Annotated in this window: 14 protein-coding genes, 1 tRNA gene and 1 other RNA gene; 10 read left to right on the top strand and 6 right to left on the bottom strand. The window is 42.9% G+C overall.

Annotated elements, in window-relative coordinates; all coding sequences use genetic code 11:
- Positions 1-131 precede the first annotated feature (131 nt).
- The 4 genes from LJE09_RS00745 to murC all read right to left on the bottom strand — a co-directional run bounded on the left by LJE09_RS00745 (position 132) and on the right by murC (position 5,534).
- The gene (locus tag LJE09_RS00745; RefSeq protein ID WP_008706950.1) at positions 132-1,319 is read right to left on the bottom strand and encodes a ribose-phosphate pyrophosphokinase; all 1,188 of its coding nucleotides are present in this window, start codon (positions 1,317-1,319) and stop codon (positions 132-134) included.
- Positions 1,320-1,322: 3 nt separating this feature from the next.
- On the bottom strand, positions 1,323-2,306 hold the full coding sequence (locus LJE09_RS00750; protein WP_008706949.1) for an ATP-binding protein: 984 nt from the start codon (positions 2,304-2,306) through the stop codon (positions 1,323-1,325).
- Between the two features lie 68 nt (positions 2,307-2,374).
- Positions 2,375-3,457 (bottom strand): DnaD domain protein, encoded by a 1,083-nt coding sequence (locus LJE09_RS00755; protein WP_055053371.1) that lies wholly within the window; start codon positions 3,455-3,457, stop codon positions 2,375-2,377.
- 697 nt (positions 3,458-4,154) lie between these two features.
- Positions 4,155-5,534 carry a UDP-N-acetylmuramate--L-alanine ligase gene (gene murC / locus LJE09_RS00760; RefSeq protein WP_120062160.1) on the bottom strand — a complete coding sequence of 460 codons (1,380 nt, stop codon included), beginning with the start codon at positions 5,532-5,534 and terminating at the stop codon, positions 4,155-4,157.
- 393 nt (positions 5,535-5,927) lie between these two features.
- Here murC and LJE09_RS00765 point away from each other — a divergent pair, with 393 nt between their 5' ends.
- The 5 genes from LJE09_RS00765 to LJE09_RS00785 all read left to right on the top strand — a co-directional run bounded on the left by LJE09_RS00765 (position 5,928) and on the right by LJE09_RS00785 (position 11,196).
- Positions 5,928-7,202, top strand: a complete 1,275-nt coding sequence (locus LJE09_RS00765; RefSeq protein WP_008706943.1) for a glucose-1-phosphate adenylyltransferase — start codon at positions 5,928-5,930, stop codon at positions 7,200-7,202.
- Positions 7,202-8,320 carry a glucose-1-phosphate adenylyltransferase subunit GlgD gene (glgD, locus tag LJE09_RS00770; RefSeq protein WP_008706942.1) on the top strand — a complete coding sequence of 373 codons (1,119 nt, stop codon included), beginning with the start codon at positions 7,202-7,204 and terminating at the stop codon, positions 8,318-8,320. The genes LJE09_RS00765 and glgD overlap by 1 nt, the downstream gene beginning before the upstream one ends.
- 49 nt (positions 8,321-8,369) lie before the next feature.
- Complete coding sequence (spoVG, locus tag LJE09_RS00775; RefSeq protein ID WP_055053372.1) at positions 8,370-8,657, top strand: septation regulator SpoVG; 288 nt, start codon at positions 8,370-8,372, stop codon at positions 8,655-8,657.
- A gap of 349 nt (positions 8,658-9,006) precedes the next feature.
- On the top strand, positions 9,007-10,329 hold the full coding sequence (locus LJE09_RS00780) for a PcsB-like coiled-coil domain-containing protein (protein WP_118593406.1): 1,323 nt from the start codon (positions 9,007-9,009) through the stop codon (positions 10,327-10,329).
- Between the two features lie 171 nt (positions 10,330-10,500).
- Positions 10,501-11,196, top strand: a complete 696-nt coding sequence (locus LJE09_RS00785; RefSeq protein ID WP_118593407.1) for an anaerobic ribonucleoside-triphosphate reductase activating protein — start codon at positions 10,501-10,503, stop codon at positions 11,194-11,196.
- On the opposite strand, the gene LJE09_RS00790 is transcribed toward LJE09_RS00785, so the two are convergent.
- Positions 11,167-12,210, bottom strand: coding sequence for a DUF6128 domain-containing protein (locus LJE09_RS00790; protein WP_118593408.1), 1,044 nt, complete (start codon positions 12,208-12,210; stop codon positions 11,167-11,169). The genes LJE09_RS00785 and LJE09_RS00790 overlap by 30 nt on opposite strands.
- A gap of 132 nt (positions 12,211-12,342) precedes the next feature.
- Here LJE09_RS00790 and LJE09_RS00795 point away from each other — a divergent pair.
- The 3 genes from LJE09_RS00795 (at position 12,343) to LJE09_RS00805 (ending at position 14,506) form a co-directional block, all read left to right on the top strand.
- Positions 12,343-12,416, top strand: a tRNA-Pro gene (locus LJE09_RS00795).
- Positions 12,417-12,505: 89 nt separating this feature from the next.
- On the top strand, positions 12,506-13,024 hold the full coding sequence (gene tadA, locus LJE09_RS00800) for a tRNA adenosine(34) deaminase TadA (protein ID WP_026649744.1): 519 nt from the start codon (positions 12,506-12,508) through the stop codon (positions 13,022-13,024).
- 114 nt (positions 13,025-13,138) lie between these two features.
- Positions 13,139-14,506, top strand: coding sequence for an MATE family efflux transporter (locus LJE09_RS00805; RefSeq protein WP_020993252.1), 1,368 nt, complete (start codon positions 13,139-13,141; stop codon positions 14,504-14,506).
- 161 nt (positions 14,507-14,667) lie between these two features.
- On the opposite strand, the gene ffs is transcribed toward LJE09_RS00805, so the two are convergent.
- Positions 14,668-14,929: signal recognition particle sRNA large type (ffs, locus tag LJE09_RS00810), an RNA gene on the bottom strand.
- Between the two features lie 286 nt (positions 14,930-15,215).
- On the opposite strand from ffs, the gene LJE09_RS00815 reads away from it, so the two are divergent.
- Together LJE09_RS00815 and dnaX are read left to right on the top strand one after the other, a co-directional pair.
- Complete coding sequence (locus tag LJE09_RS00815; RefSeq protein ID WP_008706927.1) at positions 15,216-16,298, top strand: 6-phosphofructokinase; 1,083 nt, start codon at positions 15,216-15,218, stop codon at positions 16,296-16,298.
- 169 nt (positions 16,299-16,467) lie between these two features.
- The gene (gene dnaX, locus LJE09_RS00820) at positions 16,468-18,087 is read left to right on the top strand and encodes a DNA polymerase III subunit gamma/tau (protein WP_055059435.1); all 1,620 of its coding nucleotides are present in this window, start codon (positions 16,468-16,470) and stop codon (positions 18,085-18,087) included.
- Positions 18,088-18,146 lie beyond the last annotated feature (59 nt).

The raw sequence follows: 18,146 nt of genomic DNA on the forward strand, positions 1-18,146 counted from the left end.
TGTAGGGCCGCATAGAAGAGTGGATTGCATTATATATAACAAAAAGAGAGATTTCATGTACTGCAGGAATTTCGGATGAAACAGCCGGAACAGAACATGAAATCTCTTTTTATAAATTTTACAGAAGTTATTTATTTCTCATCATACTGAGCCATATAATTGCTTACGCAGCGGTTGATCCTGTCAACCGGGTTGAGCAGATAGCTTACGGACTGATCATGATTAAGAGTATCAATGATCAGGGCGATATATTTACTCATATCACAGGAAATGTAGTAATCTTTTGCAAGAAGCTCAGGAGACTGATAGATTAGGTTTGTAGTGAGCAGTTTGTCAAACACTCCTGCCTTATGAGCCTCATCAAATTTCTCGAGTCCGTTTGTAAACAGTCCGAAAGTAGAGCAGATATAAATTCTGCCTGCTCCTCTTTCCTTGAGGAGAGAAGAAATCTTAAGAACTGTATCACCGGAAGAAATCATATCATCGATCAGGATCATATCTTTGCCCTTAAGGTTTGGACCGAGGAATTCGTAAGCTGCGATTGGGTGACGTCCATTGATTCTCTTGGAGTAATCCAGACGTTTGTAATACATACCCATATCAACACCAAGGATATTGGCAAGATAGATTGCGCGGTTCATGCTTCCCTCATCAGGGCTGATGATCATGAAATGATCGTTGTCGATGTGAAGTCCTTTCTCATGATTGAGAAGAGCTTTGATAAACTGATAGGATGGCTGTATAGTCTCAAATCCATGCAGAGGTGTTGCATTCTGCACGCGCGCGTCATGTGCGTCAAAAGTGATGATGTTTTCCACACCCATACTTACAAGCTCCTGAAGTGCTGTTGCACAGTCCAGGGATTCTCTGCCGCTGCGGATATTCTGGCGGCTTTCGTACAGATAAGGCATGATCACGTTTACTCTGCGGGCTTTGCCGCCGATTGCGCCGATCACACGTTTCAGATCCTGAAAATGGTCATCAGGAGACATAAGATTCTCGTATGGTCCGATGCTGTAGGTAAGACTGTAGTTACATACATCAACCATCAGATAGATATCGTCACCACGTACAGATTCCATGATCGTACATTTCGCCTCACCGGAACCGAAACGTGCTGTCTGGACCGGTATCAGATAGGACTCTCTCTGATAACCCTCAAATGCAAAAGAATCAAGCTCTTCGTGGCTGCGCTCTTTACGCCACTGTATCAGCCATTCATTTACTTTTTCACCCAGATCCTTACAGCTGATCAGGGGGATCAGACCAAGTCTGCCCACCGGAAGTGTAGTTAAATCTTTAGTTGTTGCCTGTGCCATGTTTTATTTTCCTCCTAAAAAAATTTTCTGTATACGGATATCCTTTCCTTCCAGCTTCACCATACGGTAGTTGCTGGCGATTCTCGAAAAGGTTCGTTCGGAATAAGTATCCGAGAAATTTTCCAGTTTCAGATTTGTTGATATGATCGTAGACTTCCTGCGCATGATGCGTTCATTTATGCACAAAAACAACTGGGAAGAGACAAAGCTGTTTGTAAGTTCAGTTCCCAGGTCGTCGATGATCAGCAGATCGCTGTCAAATACAAATTCCTGTCCTTCTGTTTTATCTCTGGAGAATTTGGAGTCTGCCAGCAGTTCAAACAGATCAAATGCGGAAAAGTACATAACGCAATGTGCTGATTCCAGAAGATCATGAGCAATACAGTGAGAAAGAAAAGTCTTACCCACACCGGTATCACCGTAAAGAAACAGATTCTCAAAGGAACTGTCAAAATTTCTCACAAAACCTCTGGCAATATCATAAGCTCTCCGGGCCGTCTCTCTTTCTGTCAGTCCGGTAGCTTCATTCTTCATTGTATCAGAATAATAATCAAAAGAAAAGTGGTCAAAGTTTTCTTTTTTGAGAATTTCTTTTAAATTGGACTGCGTATAGAGCAGTTCTATCTCTGCTTTCTTAAAACAGGTACATTTTTGGCTTCCGACGTAACCGGTATCCTGACAGACCGGACACTTATATGGAAGTTCCAGATAATCCTCCGGATATGAGTTACATACCAGCAGGGCATTGCGCTCCTGGGACAGAAGAGAGATTGCAGCTTTAAGGTCCTCAAGACCTGATGATTCTCCGCTTAAGAGTGCTCTTGCTTTTTTGGCGCTTAAGGTGGCAACCTCTTCATCTATTTCGTGGATGCGCGGGATTTTTTTATAAATCTCCTGAGTACGCTCCTCCAGAATACGTCTGTTCTGAGACTGGGTCTTGCTGTATTCCCGCATGATCGTATCATACTGATAATTCTGTAAAGGCATGACTTCACACCCTTTCGTTTGTTTTTTTGTAGCTGTTCAGTGACTTTCAGACGATTATGTCACTGCCGTTACTGATTCAGTAATTTCTTTTCATATTCGTTAAAGTCGTACTGTCGCTGATGGAAATTGTTAAACCGGTTTGATGCAGCCGGTTTGGAAGCTGCTTTTCGCTGGGTATTCTTTTCCAGCTTCTGGCGCTGATGCTGAGCATCGAGGAGCCGGACATCTGCAAGTGTACGGACATTTTTATCTTTCCATCCGGAAAGGATTTTATCTGCATACTGGAAACTTGGCTGTCCGGTAGAGAGAACTGTACGGCTGCAGGCTTCCTGGATGATATCCATGGTAAAACCATAATCATTCAGCCAGGTGTTCATAAGAGAAATCTCTGTATCTACCGGATTTCGTCCGCTGATTCCCATTGATTTAAAAATAGTAAAGTATTCTTTGGCATAACGGGAATTTGCCTCTTTTGCCATGGTGACAGTGGTGATTCCCTCATCTGCCCAGGCAAGAGCAACGGTTTCTATGTAACGCATACTCTTATGCCCGCGGCTGACACTGTATTCGATCAGGTACTCGATCAGATCAGGCGAGAATTTCAGCTCATCATAGAAAAACAGGATCTTTTTCATCTCGGTAGGAGTGAGCGTTTTGCCGAGATACTGTTCTGCGATATAGAGGAGCTGTACGATCTCATCATTTTGCTTTAATTCTTTTACACGGTCAGGAGACAGTGCAGTGGCTGATCTGGTGGTCTGCTTCACAGGCTGTGCCGGCGCAGAAGAAGTCTGGGGTTCTGTTTTTGTGACAGGGGCTGCCGAAACAGTTGTGTCGGAAGCAGCAGATTTTACAGGTGGTACATTCAATATGATATCTGCTATATCTTCGTTATTTCTGTAGGTTAAAGTAAGGAGTTTTTCTTTCTCCCAGTATTTCAGAGCGCGGATAATGTCACGTTCTGTACAGAAGAAATGATCAGCCATCTGCTCCAGACTGAAGGGTACAGAGGTGTCAGAAAGAAGCCTCAGAAGATAGATATATACTTTCACAAATTCTCCATTGGCCCCAGGCATATAGTTGTCTATGAAATTGTTGGTTAATACAGTTACTTCCGCATTGCGGGAATTCTGTAAAGTGATCATAGCCATGAATTTCCACTCTCTTTCATAATAATAAGATGTTAGGGTCAAAAGGTATTTTGCCCCTAACCTGATATCCACGAATTGCTCCGCTGCAAAGCAGCTCCCACAATTCTCATAATAATAAGATGTCAGAGTAAAAAAAGATATTTTTCCTCTGACTTGATATCTATGAATTATAGCACAATATTTTTTAAAAGAGAATAGGGGATTTTTGTCGAAGATTTCATCCACATTTGAATGTGGATAATGTGGATAATGTGGAAAGGTGAAATGTGGTATATATTATTGGAAACCTGAAAAATGTTGAATTTCAGGGAAAAACGGAGTATTACGGGGACGAATAATGTCGAATTATGTTAAGTGATTTATGCACATATACATCCACATATGCAGGCAGATGAAAATGTGTATAACGATGTGGAAAATGTGGATAAGTGATCTGAACTGTTATAAATAAAGGAAGAACTGAGGGGGATAAAATGTTTATAACTTTTTAATGGAAATTGTCGACAGAGACACAAGTGTTCAGTATCTTCTGTTGCTATAAGTGCTATAAGTTGGGCGGTTGTAAAAAACAGGACAATTCTGAAAAATTATTTTCCGAATTGTCCTGTGTAAATTGCTGATATCTATGTCTGGCAGCGGATTGCAAATAACTGTCTGACAACTGTCTGTTATAATAGGAAGTTATCCGTGAGAAATATTATTTGCCCAGCAGATGTTCCCCGATATTTACAACATCTCCGGCTCCCATGGTGATGAGCAGATCTCCCTCCTGGCAGTTTGCGAGAAGATAATTCTCAATCTCATCAAAGGTCGGGAAATATTCGCATGGCGTTCCAAGTTCCTGGATACGCTTCTGCAGATCCTCTGAAGAAATTCCAAGAGTATCGGTTTCTCTTGCTGCATAAATATCCGCAACTACCACATGATCTGCCAGGCTGAGTGCTTTGGCAAACTCCGGAAGCAGAGCTTTGGTACGGGTATATGTATGTGGCTGGAATACACACCATAATTTCTTATGGGGATAATTGTGTGCGGCATGAAGAGTTGCTTCAATTTCTGTAGGATGATGTGCATAATCGTCTACGATCGTAACCCCTGCAACTTCTCCTTTATACTGGAAACGGCGGTCTGTTCCTGTGAAACTTCCAAGTCCCTTGATGATCACTTCTTCGGAAAGACCAAGAAGATGACCGAGGGCAATTGCTGCCAGTGCATTGGAAACATTGTGGATGCCCGGCACTTTCAAATAATAGCTGCCAACCTTAACGCCATTGCGCAGAACGGAGAAGGAAGCATGTCCATATTTGTCATAAGTGATATCTGCTGCCTGATAATCTGCATCATGTTCCAGACCATAAGTGATCACATTACATGGAAGATCCCGGATGATATCTTCATATTTCGGAGTATCTGCATTGATGATCAGTGTACCGTCAGCAGGAAGAAGCTCTGCAAAGCGGCGGAAGGAATGACGGATATCGTCAATATCCTTAAAGAAATCCAGATGGTCTGCATCCATATTCAGGATAATACTGATCTTCGGGAAAAAGCTCAGAAAGCTGTTTGTGTATTCGCAGGCTTCTGTGACAAAAGTCTCAGAATTGCCTACGCGGATGTTTCCGCCGATAGCAGGAAGAATACCTCCCACACTGATGGTCGGGTCACAGTCTCCTGCAAGAAGAATGTGAGATACCATAGATGTCGTGGTTGTTTTTCCATGAGTTCCGGAAATGGCAACAGGAGTATCATAATTCCTCATGATCTGTCCGAGAAGCTCTGCACGTGTGAGCATTGGAAGTCCTTTTTCCTTTGCACAGGCAAATTCCGGGTTGTCAGGATGGATAGCTGCGGTATATACCACAACATCTACGTCATCGGTAATGTTTGTGGCACGCTGTCCGTAATAGATGGTGGCTCCCTTTTTCTCCAGTGCCTGCGTAAGAGGACTGGATTTGGAATCGGAACCGGAAATGACAAAATCCTCGCCGAGAAGAATCTCGGCCAGTCCGCTCATGCTGATGCCGCCGATACCGATAAAATGTATATGAAGTGGTTTGTGAAAATCTATCTGATACATAGTATGTTCTCCTTGATTAATTATTTACAAATCTTTATAAATCCGGTAACTGTAACATATTCGCATAGTTACTGGAACTGTTTTATCTGTCTGTTTATTATACTCCCTGTGCCTTAAAATGAAAAGGACTTCTTTTGGTTGATAAAAAATTACAAAAAACGACATTGGATATATGAAAAATGCCTAATAATATATCGGTGGAAATACAGACTCAATAAAAAACGTGTGCAAAAATCATAAAAAAACAAAAAAAGAGAAACAAAAATTGTAAATAATGTTCACTAACAGATAAAAGTGTGTTATAATTAAATAATCATAACCTGTAACTGTTCAGTGCCTCGCGAAACAGCAGACTGACGAATAGTTACCATAACTACAACAAGAGGTGATTGCATGATTAAGAAAGAAATGATAGCTATGCTTCTGGCCGGCGGTCAGGGCAGCAGACTGGGTGTACTGACAGAAAAAGTAGCGAAACCTGCAGTTGCTTTTGGCGGGAAATATCGTATCATAGATTTTCCTTTAAGTAACTGTATTAATTCAGGCATCGATACAGTAGGTGTATTGACACAGTATCAGCCATTGCGACTTAATACACATATCGGAATTGGTATTCCATGGGATCTTGACAGAAACGAAGGTGGTGTAACAGTACTGCCGCCTTACGAGAAGAGTACCAGCAGTGAGTGGTACACAGGAACAGCCAATGCAATCTTCCAGAATATGGATTACATGGAACAGTATAATCCGGATTATGTCCTGATCTTATCCGGTGACCATATCTATAAGATGGATTATGAAGTAATGCTTGATTTCCATAAAGCGAATAAAGCGGATGTGACGATTGCCTGTATGCCGGTACCTATTGAGGAAGCAAGCCGTTTTGGTATCATGGTAACAGATGACATAGGACGCATTACGGAGTTTGAGGAGAAACCGGAGCATCCAAGCAGCAATCTGGCGTCCATGGGAATTTATATTTTCAGCTGGCCTGCTTTAAAGGAAGCACTGATGTCTCTGAAGGATCAGAACAGCTGTGATTTTGGCAAACATGTTCTTCCATACTGCAAGGAGAAAGGTGAAAGACTTTTCGCCTACGAATACAATGGATACTGGAAGGATGTAGGAACACTGGGTTCTTATTGGGAGGCCAATATGGAACTGATCGATATTATTCCGGAATTTAATCTCTATGAAGAATTCTGGAAGATTTACACAAAGGGAGATATTATCCCGCCTCAGTATATTTCGGCAGATGCGGTTACAGACAGATGTCTGATCGGTGAGGGTGCAGAAATTTACGGGGAAATACATAATTCTGTGATCGGACCAAATGTTGTGATCGGAAAAGGCAGCGTGATCCGTGATTCCATTATCATGCGCAATTCTACCATTGGTGAGGGCGTACAGATGGATAAGGCTATTATTGCCGAGGATGTTACTATTGGAAATAATGTTGTACTGGGATGTGGTGAGGAAGCACCGAATGTGCTGAAACCTGCAGTTTATGCATTTGGAATTGCTACGGTTGGTGAACGCAGCGTGATCCCGGATAATGTAAGGATCGGAAAGAATACAGCAATCTCAGGTATAACTGTTCCTGAGGATTATCCTGATGGTGAGCTGGCCGGCGGACAGGTAATTACAGCAAAGGACGGTGACGAATAATGAGAGCGATAGGTATTATTTTGGCTGGCGGTAATAATAACCGCATGAGAGAATTATCAAATAAGAGGGCAATCGCAGCAATGCCGATTGCCGGAAGCTACAGAAGTATCGACTTCGCACTGAGCAACATGGCGAGTTCTCATATTCAGAGAGTTGCTGTTCTGACACAGTACAATGCCCGTTCTCTGAATGAACATTTAAGCTCTTCCAAATGGTGGGATTTCGGAAGAAAACAGGGTGGTCTCTTTGTATTTACACCTACGATCACAAAAGAGAACAGTCTGTGGTATCAGGGAACAGCAGATGCTATTTATCAGAATCTGGAATTCCTTAAAAGCAGTCATGAACCATATGTAGTGATCGCATCCGGCGACTGCGTTTATAAGATGGATTACAACAAGGTTCTTGAATATCATATTGCGAAACGTGCAGATGTTACGGTAGTATGCACTACCTGCGATAATCCCAGTGAGATTGAGAGATTTGGTGTTCTCCGTATGAATGAGGACTGCAGGATTGAGGAATTTGAAGAGAAGCCAATGGTTTCTTCTTATAATACAATTTCAACAGGTATCTATGTTATCCGAAGAAGACAGCTGATCGAGCTGATCGAGAGAGCTGCGCTGGAAGGCAGACATGATTTTGTAAAGGATATTCTGATCCGCTACAAGAATCTTAAGAGAATCTATGGATATAAGATTGACACATACTGGAGCAATATCTCCACAGCAGAAGCATATTATAAGACAAATATGGATTTCCTGAAACCGGAGATCAGAAACTATTTCTTCAAACAGGAACCGACAATTAAGACAAAGATTGATGATCTGCCTCCTGCAAAATACAATCCGGGAGCACAGGTGAAGAACAGCCTGGTTGCCAGTGGATGTATTATCAATGGTACGGTGGAGAATTCCGTTCTTTTTAAAGACGTATTTGTAGGAAATAACTGCGTGATCAAGAACTCTGTGATTTTAAACAATGTATATCTGGGAGATAATACTCATATTGAGAACTGCATTGTTGAAAGCCGGGATACTATTCGTGCAAATTCGTATTACTGCGGCGACGGTGAAGTGAAGATCGTCGTGGAGAAAAATGACAGATATATACTGTAAATAAAACAGCCGGATAGATTCGGTAAATCGAAAGGAGTAAATTTGTATCATGAATATTACTGACGTGCGTGTGAGGAAGGTAGCAAAAGAAGGAAAGATGAAAGCGGTTGTTTCCATAACGATCGATGATGAATTTGTAGTACATGATATCAAGGTGATTGAAGGAGAAAAAGGGTTATTTATCGCTATGCCAAGCCGTAAGGCAACAGACGGAGAATATCGTGATATTGCACATCCGATCAATTCTGCAACACGTGACAGGATCCAGACGATCATTCTGGACAAGTTCCAGGAAGTTATGGATGCGGAACCGGAAGAAGCTGCAGAAGCGGAATAACCGGTGAATAAAGCACTGTAAACAAATAAGAAGATGCACAGGCACTGTCTCTGAAAAAGGGGCAGTGCCTGTTTTTTGCTGAGCATTAGTGAAGATAAAATGTTGTTACTGTTCACTGACAGTATCCCGCGAGGTGTTTTTTGTGAGCGAAGGTCACAGAAAACCCGAGACATACTGCGCGACTTTATGCGATTAGCATAAAGTCTGTGCATCGCGAAGCGTGTTACTGAGAACGGAGTAAACAGCGACAAAATGTTACATAATTATTACATAAATTAATAAAAAGTGTTGATTTTTTTACGAAATATGATATACTGGGTTTCAGATTAACGAGAAAGGTGATTAATTTATGAAGAAAAAAGTTTTTTCATTACTGTTGGCCGGAATGCTTACTTTTTCCATGGGAACAACTGCATATGCAACAGAAGATGCGATTGCTGATATGCAGGCTCAGAAACAGCAGGCAGAAGCCGGACTTGCCCAGACACAGGCGAATATTGACAGCCTTCAGAGCAAGAAGCAGGAGCTGGAGAACTATCTGTCTGATTTGAATACACAGTATGAAGACCTGACTAATGCAATTTCTGAACTCAGCATACAGGCCGGAGAGAAAGAGAATGAGCTGAAACAGCTTCACACAGAATTAAAGAAAGCCAAGAAGGCATTAAATAAACAATATGATGATATGAAGCTCCGCATCCAGTATATGTATGAGAATGGCGGTACATCTGCATTAGAGACTTTGCTGTCATCTAAGGATCTTTCTGAGTTCCTCAACAATGCAGAGAGTGTTGCGAAGATTTCCCAGTATGACAGGACTATGCTGGAGAAATGCGAGAACCTTCAGAACACTATCAAAGATCAGGAAACAACTGCTGAGGAAGAGAAGGCTGCTATTGATCAGCTTCTTGAAGAGAGGGCGGCCAAACAGCAGGAGGTTCAGAATCTTGCAGCAAGCACAAGTGATAACATATCTTCCTATGTAAGCCAGATCAGCGCAAGCCAGGAAGAAGCAGCAGCACTGACTGCAGAAATCAACAATGCAGATAACAGCATTGCTCAGCTTGTACAGCAGGCAGAAGAGGAAAAAGCAGCCAGAGAGGCAGCGCAGGCACAGGCCGAAGCAGAGGCGGCAGCGGCACAGGAACAGGATGCAGAAGAGAGTTCTGATGATTATGAAGAAGATACAGATTCCTATGAGGAAGACTCTTCGGACAGTCAGGATTCTTCGGAGACTGAAGAATCTGAGGATACTTCTGAAGATTCAGGGGATTCTGATGATGAAGATACATACGAAGAGAACGATGCAGATTTCTATGAGGGAGACTCTGACAGCAATGAATCAGAAGATACATCTGACAGCCAGGCATCCTCAGACAGTTCTTCCGGTCAGGGAAAATACCTTGGCAACTTTACACTGACTGCATATTGCAACTGTGCACAGTGCTGCGGTACAGCAGGTAACCTGACAGCCAGCGGAACAGTTCCGACAGCAGGACGTACTGTGGCTATGGCGGGAGTACCCTTTGGAACACAGCTTCTGATCAACGGAAATGTATACACAGTAGAGGATCTGGGAACACCTTATGGACATGTTGATATTTATTGTGACAGCCATTCAGAAGCATTAAGCTTCGGACTTCAGTCTGCTGAGGTTTATCAGTTGAACTGATAACAAAACAATAATGTGATTAAGAACTCTGGTAAAACAGGGTTCTTTTTTTCGGATTTTTGTCCGGATTGCTATAACATAGGTGGTTTAACTTGAGGATTCAGATGCCTGATGATAAAATGATATATCAGATTTATATACGGTAAAATATAATTGGAATGGAGATAAACAATGAGAATCTGTGGCTTTAATAAAACGACATTGCTGGACTATCCGGGAAAGGTAGCCAGTACTATATTTCTGGGTGGATGCAATTTCCGCTGTCCGTTCTGTCAGAATGGTATATTGGTTGTGGCTCCCGGAGAACAGCCGAATTACAGTCAGGAGGAACTTTTGACTTTTTTGAAAAAAAGAAAGGGGATTCTGGACGGGGTCTGCATTTCAGGAGGGGAACCTACACTGTCAGATGGTCTGGAGGAATTTCTGGGAAAAATCAAAGAGCTGGGCTATGCTGTTAAACTGGACACCAATGGCTCGCGTCCGAAGATTGTAAAACATCTGGCAGAAGCCGGACTGATCGATAAAGTAGCTATGGATATCAAAGCCTGTCCGGATAACTATGGAAATCTGACCGGAATAGAAAAGCCTGATATGGACAGTATTTTTGAGACAGCAGATTTTCTGCTGCATGGGAATCTGGACTATGAATTCAGAACAACAGTAGTACGGGAACTGCATACGCAAAAGGATTTTGAAGAAATCGCCGGGTGGCTGGCAGGAGCGAAAGAATATTATCTGCAGGCTTATAAGGACTCAGATGGAGTCCTCAGGCCTGGATATGGAAGCTATACTTTTGAAGAACTTCAGAATTTTCAGAAGATTCTTCAAAAGACGATTTTATCTGTGGGAATCCGGGGCATCGATTAAACGATACCAGTAACCGCCGCGCATTTTTGGAATCTCTATATAGCTGCTTTCTTTGAAGTAAGGAAAGCCAAACATATTTGCCATAAAGCGTTCCTGCTGATTATAAACGCCGGGAACGCCGAGGATATACTGTCCGTTATTTCTTTGTCCTAAAAGCAAATATCCGAAATTATAATGCCCATACTGGAGAAAACGGTTATTGCGCAGTGCACAGTAATACCGCGGAAAATGCTTCAGGTCATCAAGGTGTATCTTCCATGCAGAAATCAGTTCGCCATCGGAGAAGGGGGAAAATTCGGCAGAGGTTTTTCTGTTTTCTGCATTTCTTTCCGGGACAGGATTGCCGGCATTTTCAGAACTATTGGAATCTTCAACAGTATTATCTGAGATATAGGATGACTCTGTTCCTGGCTTGTTATCAGATGTTCCCTGAGCCGGAATGTTGGCAGACGGTTCAATTGATAAAGAATCGTCAGGAACTTTTGTAAGCGAGGTATCTTCGGGTTTTTCTGAAATATCTTCAAGTTCTTCGGGCATTTCCTGTAATACCATATCTGCCGGAACTTCGGGTTTCTGTGAAGTGATTTTCGCAGATTCAGGAATATCTGCGTCAGGCATAGTTTTTATTTCATGGAAATTCTCCGGACGTATAGGCTGATCGTCCCATTCAGTACCAAAGAATCCGCCAGTATCTGAAGTAATGATCATTCCGCCCAACTTACCCATTGCAACGCCGGAGTCATTCATATCTGTTGCATCTGTTATGATCAGGCATTCTACAGTTTCTTTTTCTGTCTCGCAGGTATCCAGAAGAATTCCGTTGATCAGGCCATCCTTTCGTGTAAATCCATAAATATTGCATTTTACATTTTCAGGCAGCCCCGGACAATGCAGATGAATCTCAACAGAACATTGCTGATCTTTTACTTCAACTTTAATAAATCCGCAATTGCTGCCTTTCTTTCCGCTTTCATAGTCATATACATATGCGATAAAACGCCGATATCCAGCCAAAATCCTTCCTCCGTAAAACCAGATTCAATAATGTATATGACCATCAGAAGAAAATATTCGAAAAAATTAAAAAAATTTGAAAAAATCTATTGACAAACTGCGATTTTATTAATATAATAGCACTTGCATTGACGAAGCGTGGCTCAGTTTGGTAGAGCGCTGCGTTCGGGACGCAGAGGTCGTGGGTTCGAATCCCGTCGCTTCGACTACGCATAGGAAGTCTGAAACCAATTGGTTTTCAGGCTTTCTTTTTGCTATTCTGGTAGTGATGCAACAGCAGAAAGGAAAAGAAAAGTTGACAGATCAGGAACGTTTTATGAAAGAAGCTATCCGTCAGGCGAAGAAGGCAGAAGCTCTGGAAGAAGTGCCAATCGGCTGTGTGATCGTGCATGAGGGTAAGATCATCGCACGTGGATATAACAGAAGAAACACAGATAAAAATACACTCTCCCATGCAGAACTGAATGCAATCCGCAAAGCCAGTAAAAAACTTGGAGACTGGCGGCTGGAGGGATGCACTATGTATGTGACGCTGGAACCATGCCAGATGTGCTCCGGGGCACTTGTCCAGTCCAGAATAGATGAAGTAGTGATCGGCTGTATGAATGCCAAAGCGGGCTGCGCAGGTTCTGTGATGAATCTTTTGCAGGTGGATGGATTTAATCATCAGGTAAAGATTATACAGGGAGTTCTGGAAGAGGAATGTTCTTCTATGTTGTCTGAGTTTTTCAGAAAGCTTCGTGAGAAAAAGAAGCAGGAAAAGGCAGCCCTTAAAGCTGCACAGGAAAATCCGGAGGGAGAACCGGAACAATAAAAGTAAAAGACAGACAAAAACAGGAAGAATCTTAAAGGCAATAGGAGTAATAAAAGTAATAGAAGTAACAGGATTAATGTTACAGGCAGAAATAAAAAGAGGCGAATAAAAAGAATGAAAAAAGATACAACAAACGACATGACCGTCGGCAGTCCGGTGAGTCTGATAATAAAATTTATGATCCCAATGTGCCTGGGAAATCTTTTTCAGCAGTTTTATAATATTGCAGATTCCATTGTTGCCGGAAAATTTATCGGAGTAAATGCGCTTGCAGCTATCGGAAGCACCGGTTCACTGATGTTTTTTGTGACCGGCTGGCTGAATGGACTCAGCAGTGGATTTGCGATTATCGTAGCCCAGATGTTCGGAGCGAAAAAGTTTGACAGGATGCGCCATTATGTTGCCATGTCCATTTACCTTATGGCTGCATTTTCCATTGTCATGACCATAGGATTCAGTCTTGCGAACAAACCAATCCTGCATCTGATGAATTCGCCGGAAGAGGTATTTGGTGATGTAACTGCATATATGGGAATTATTTATGCAGGTCTTATTATCACAGGTGCATATAATGCACTTGCGGCTTTCCTGCGTGCGCTGGGTGACTCCAAGTCGCCATTGTATTTCCTGATCATTTCGGCTGTGATCAATGTTATTCTGGATGTAGTTTTTATTGTAGCCTTTGGAATGGGTGTAGAAGGATGCGGATATGCCACAGTGATCGCACAGGGAATTTCGGCAGTGTGCTGCCTGATTTATATTGTAAAAAGATTTCCGATCCTTCATCTGGAACGGAAGGATTTTGAGATATGCTGGGACAGTTTTGGCAGACTTCTGAAGCTTGGAATTCCTATGGGACTGCAGTTTTCGATTACAGCAATCGGAACCATTATTGTACAGAGCGCGGTCAATATTTACGGACCTGTACATATGGCCGGATTCTCTGCTGCCGGTAAGATCCAGAATATTTTTGCCACAGTATTTACAGCCTTCGGTGCAACTATAGCAACCTATGTAGGTCAGAACAGGGGCGCAGGAAAAATGGATCGTGTGAAACAGGGAGTCCGTTACACGCAGATGATGGTCCTGGGATGGAGCGTTTTTGTTATGTTCCTGATGTTTTTCTTCGGAAAATATCTGACATATCTTTTCGTAGATCCATCGGAACAGGACGTAGTAAATGTGTCTGTTACTTATTTCCGGACAGTATTCTGGGCATATCCGTTTCTTGGAAGTATTTTCCTCTATCGAAATACTCTGCAGGGAATGGGATATGGACTTGTACCAATGCTTGGCGGGGTATTTGAACTGGTGGCGAGAACCGGAATTGTCGTATTGATTGCGGGACATACTTCCTTTGCCGGTGTCTGTATGGCTGACCCGACCGCATGGATCGCCGCACTGATCCCACTGATTCCTTATTATTTTCATGTAATGAAGAAATATAAGAACAAAAGTCAGGTACAGGCAGTAGAGGATTAATTATTCTTTATCTGATGGAAATTGTATAAGGCTCTTTCCTGCTTCTGTTAATATATGGACTTTTGTAAACCACAAAAATAAGAAAAGCATTCAGAAAATTATCAACAGATAAAATTCTGAATGCTTTTTTATATGATGACCTGCATCATGAATATTCTTTTTTGCGCGCCGCACTTCGGAATGGTCCCACAGACGTTACCTCTACAGTTAACTCAGCCCAGGCACCCTTACGGCACACAAGAGCTTCTGCTTAGTGCTGCTACATTCCTGTCCTGACACGGTTCACAGATTCCTGTTGCGTAAGACCCAAACGTCAACGCCACTTATAGAGGGCAGCTCCACAGGATACAAGCCTCGGATTGGCATCACCCCTGCTGTAGCGGATTGCAGGTACAGGGCACCGCTATCTCCCCGGCTGCGCATTTCTGATTATATAGGCAGGAGGCTGTTTTGTCAATAGTGAATCATTATAGTAAAACTTATTACTGGGAACGGAGTGAACAGTAACAAACGGAGTGAACAGTAACGAACGTAGTGCGTGAATAGTAACTAAAACTTTTCTAACACTATTGTATGAAAACGATAAATATTATATAATAAACAGAAATAAACTATCTTTATTCTGGAAATGGATATGCCAGAGTACACAACATGTCTTGTATGTATGGATATGGATAATTCTTAAAACACAGAAATGGAGGATACTATCATGATTAAAAGAATAGGTATGCTTACCAGTGGCGGTGACTGTCAGGCTCTTAACGCTACCATGCGAGGAGTAGTAAAGGGACTGAGTAACAATTTGGATGAACTGGAAGTTTATGGATTTGATGATGGATATAAAGGACTGATCTATGGTAAATACCGTATGCTCACATCCAAAGATTTTTCCGGAATCCTTACACAGGGCGGCACAATCCTCGGAACATCCAGACAGCCATTCAAACTGATGCGTGTCCCGGATGAGAATGGCCTGGACAAGGTTGAAGCAATGAAGCAGACTTATTATAAACTCTGCCTGGACTGCCTTGTGATCCTTGGCGGAAATGGTACACAGAAGACAGCAAACCTTCTGAGAGAAGAAGGACTGAACATTATCCATCTTCCAAAGACTATTGATAATGACATCTATGGCACAGACATGACCTTTGGTTTCCAGAGTGCGGTAAACATTGCCACAAATGCCATTGACTGTATCCATACGACAGCATCTTCACATGGACGTGTATTTATCGTAGAGATCATGGGACACAAGGTAGGAAGTCTGACACTTCATGCAGGTGTTGCAGGCGGTGCGGATATCATCCTGATTCCTGAAATCCCATATGATATCAAAAAAGTTACCGCAGCAATCCAGAAACGTGCCAAAGCAGGCAAGCGTTTCACAATCCTTGCAGTTGCAGAAGGTGCGATTTCCAAAGAAGACGCAGAACTTCCTAAAAAGAAATACAAAGAGAAACTGGAAGCCCGAGCAAAGAAATATCCGTCCGTTTCCTATGAGATTGCTGACCAGATCTACAAAGAGATCGGAAGCGAAGTCCGCGTTACAGTTCCGGGACATACACAGAGAGGCGGAGAACCATGTCCGTATGACCGCGTTCTTTCCACAAGAATCGGTGCAGGTGCAGCGCAGGCGATTATGGATGGTGAATATGGCATCATGATCGGCGTGGTAAACGGCAAAATTAAACGTGTACCTCTTGAAGAGTGTGCAGGTAAGCTTAAGATGGTATCGCCGAAAGATCAGCTTGTAGTTGCTGCCAAACAGATCGGTATCAGCTTTGGTGACTGATTAAGTGAAACAGTACTTGACTGACAGATACTTTTTCATATAAGATATGGATGTAAAAAAGACCGCCGCGGGAATTTTTTCCGCGGCGGCTGTGATAATAAGATAGAGATAACTATTTGGCGCGCTGCTGACAGTGGGGGTGCTGAATAGTTACGATAGGAGTTTACTCATGAGTTACACTGCTCTTTACAGAAAGTTCAGACCGGATAATTTCGCGGATGTCAAAGGTCAGGATCACATAGTGACTACTCTGACAAATCAGATTAAGCATAACCGTATCGGCCATGCGTATCTGTTCTGTGGCACCAGAGGAACCGGTAAAACAACAGTAGCCAAAATTCTGGCGAAGGCAGTCAACTGTGAGCATCCCGTAAATGGCAGCCCCTGTAATGAATGTGCCATGTGCAAGGCAATCCAGGCAGGAACTGCAATGAATGTGATCGAGATCGATGCTGCATCCAACAATGGTGTGGATAATATACGTGAGATCAGAGAAGAGGTTTCTTACCGCCCTACAGAAGGTAAATATAAAGTATATATTATTGATGAGGTTCATATGCTTTCCACAGGTGCCTTCAATGCCCTGCTGAAAACACTGGAGGAACCACCGTCTTATGTTATGTTTATCCTGGCAACTACAGAGGCGCACAAGATTCCGATTACGATTTTATCCAGATGCCAGAGATATGATTTCCACAGGATCACCATAGACACTATCGCGGCCAGACTGGATGAACTGCTCAAAGTTGAAGGTGTAGAAGCTGAGGAAAAAGCAGTCCGATATGTAGCGAAAGCGGGAGATGGTTCCATGCGAGATGCGCTCAGCCTTCTCGACCAGTGTATTGCTTTTTATCTTGGACAGGAACTTACCTATGATAAAGTTCTGGAGGTTCTGGGAGCCGTTGACACCGAAGTGTTTAGCAAGCTTTTGCGAAAAGTGATCCGGGGAGATGTGACAGGTTCCATTCATATCCTGGAGGAACTGATCGTAGGAGGCAGGGAACTGAGCCAGTTTGTGGGAGATTTTACCTGGTATATGAGAAATCTTCTTCTCGTTAAGACTTCTGAGAATCCGGAGGAAGCGATCGATGTCTCATCCGACAACATGAAGCTTCTGAAAGAAGAGAGCACCATGCTGGATGTGGAGACGCTGATGCGGTATATCCGTATTTTTTCGGATTTGTCCAACCAGATCCGATATGCAACCCAGAAAAGGGTTCTCGTGGAGATTGCACTGATCAAGTTGTGCCGTCCTGCAATGGAGACTAATCTGGATTCTGTTCTGGACAGACTGCGTGTGCTGGAACAGCGGATGGATGAACGTCCGGTACAGCAGGTGATCGTGCAGCAGGGTTCAGGGAAAATGCCGGCAGAAACCGGGGCAGTTCAGGAGCCGGCGGGAAACAAAGCACCGGCGAAAGCGGCACCGGAAGATTTGCAGAAGATCGTGGCAGGCTGGAGAGTGATCACAGGACAGACAACAGGGATGTTCAAACAGATGCTTCAGAAATCTGTTCCGAAGTATAACAGTGAGACAGGAGAACCTGTTCTTTATGTGGAATTTCAGGATTTTCTGGGGCAGTCCTATGTGGACAATTCGGAAGCGAAGAAAGAGCTTCAGGACATCATCACTGCTCAGACAGGAAAAACAGTAGAGATCCAGATGCTGGTGGCAGATAAGCATCAGCATACAAATCTGGCAAATATCACAGTGGACCAGGCGATAAAGAATAATATCCACATGGATGTTGTGATAGAGGAAGATCCTGATGAGGAAAAAGGAGAATAAATATTGTTACTGTTCACACACCACTATCCCGCGAGGTGTTTTGGCATGAATATGCCAAA

It is taken from the genome of Blautia sp. DFI.3.45 (assembly GCF_020593505.1).
Lineage (GTDB): Bacteria > Bacillota > Clostridia > Lachnospirales > Lachnospiraceae > Blautia_A > Blautia_A wexlerae.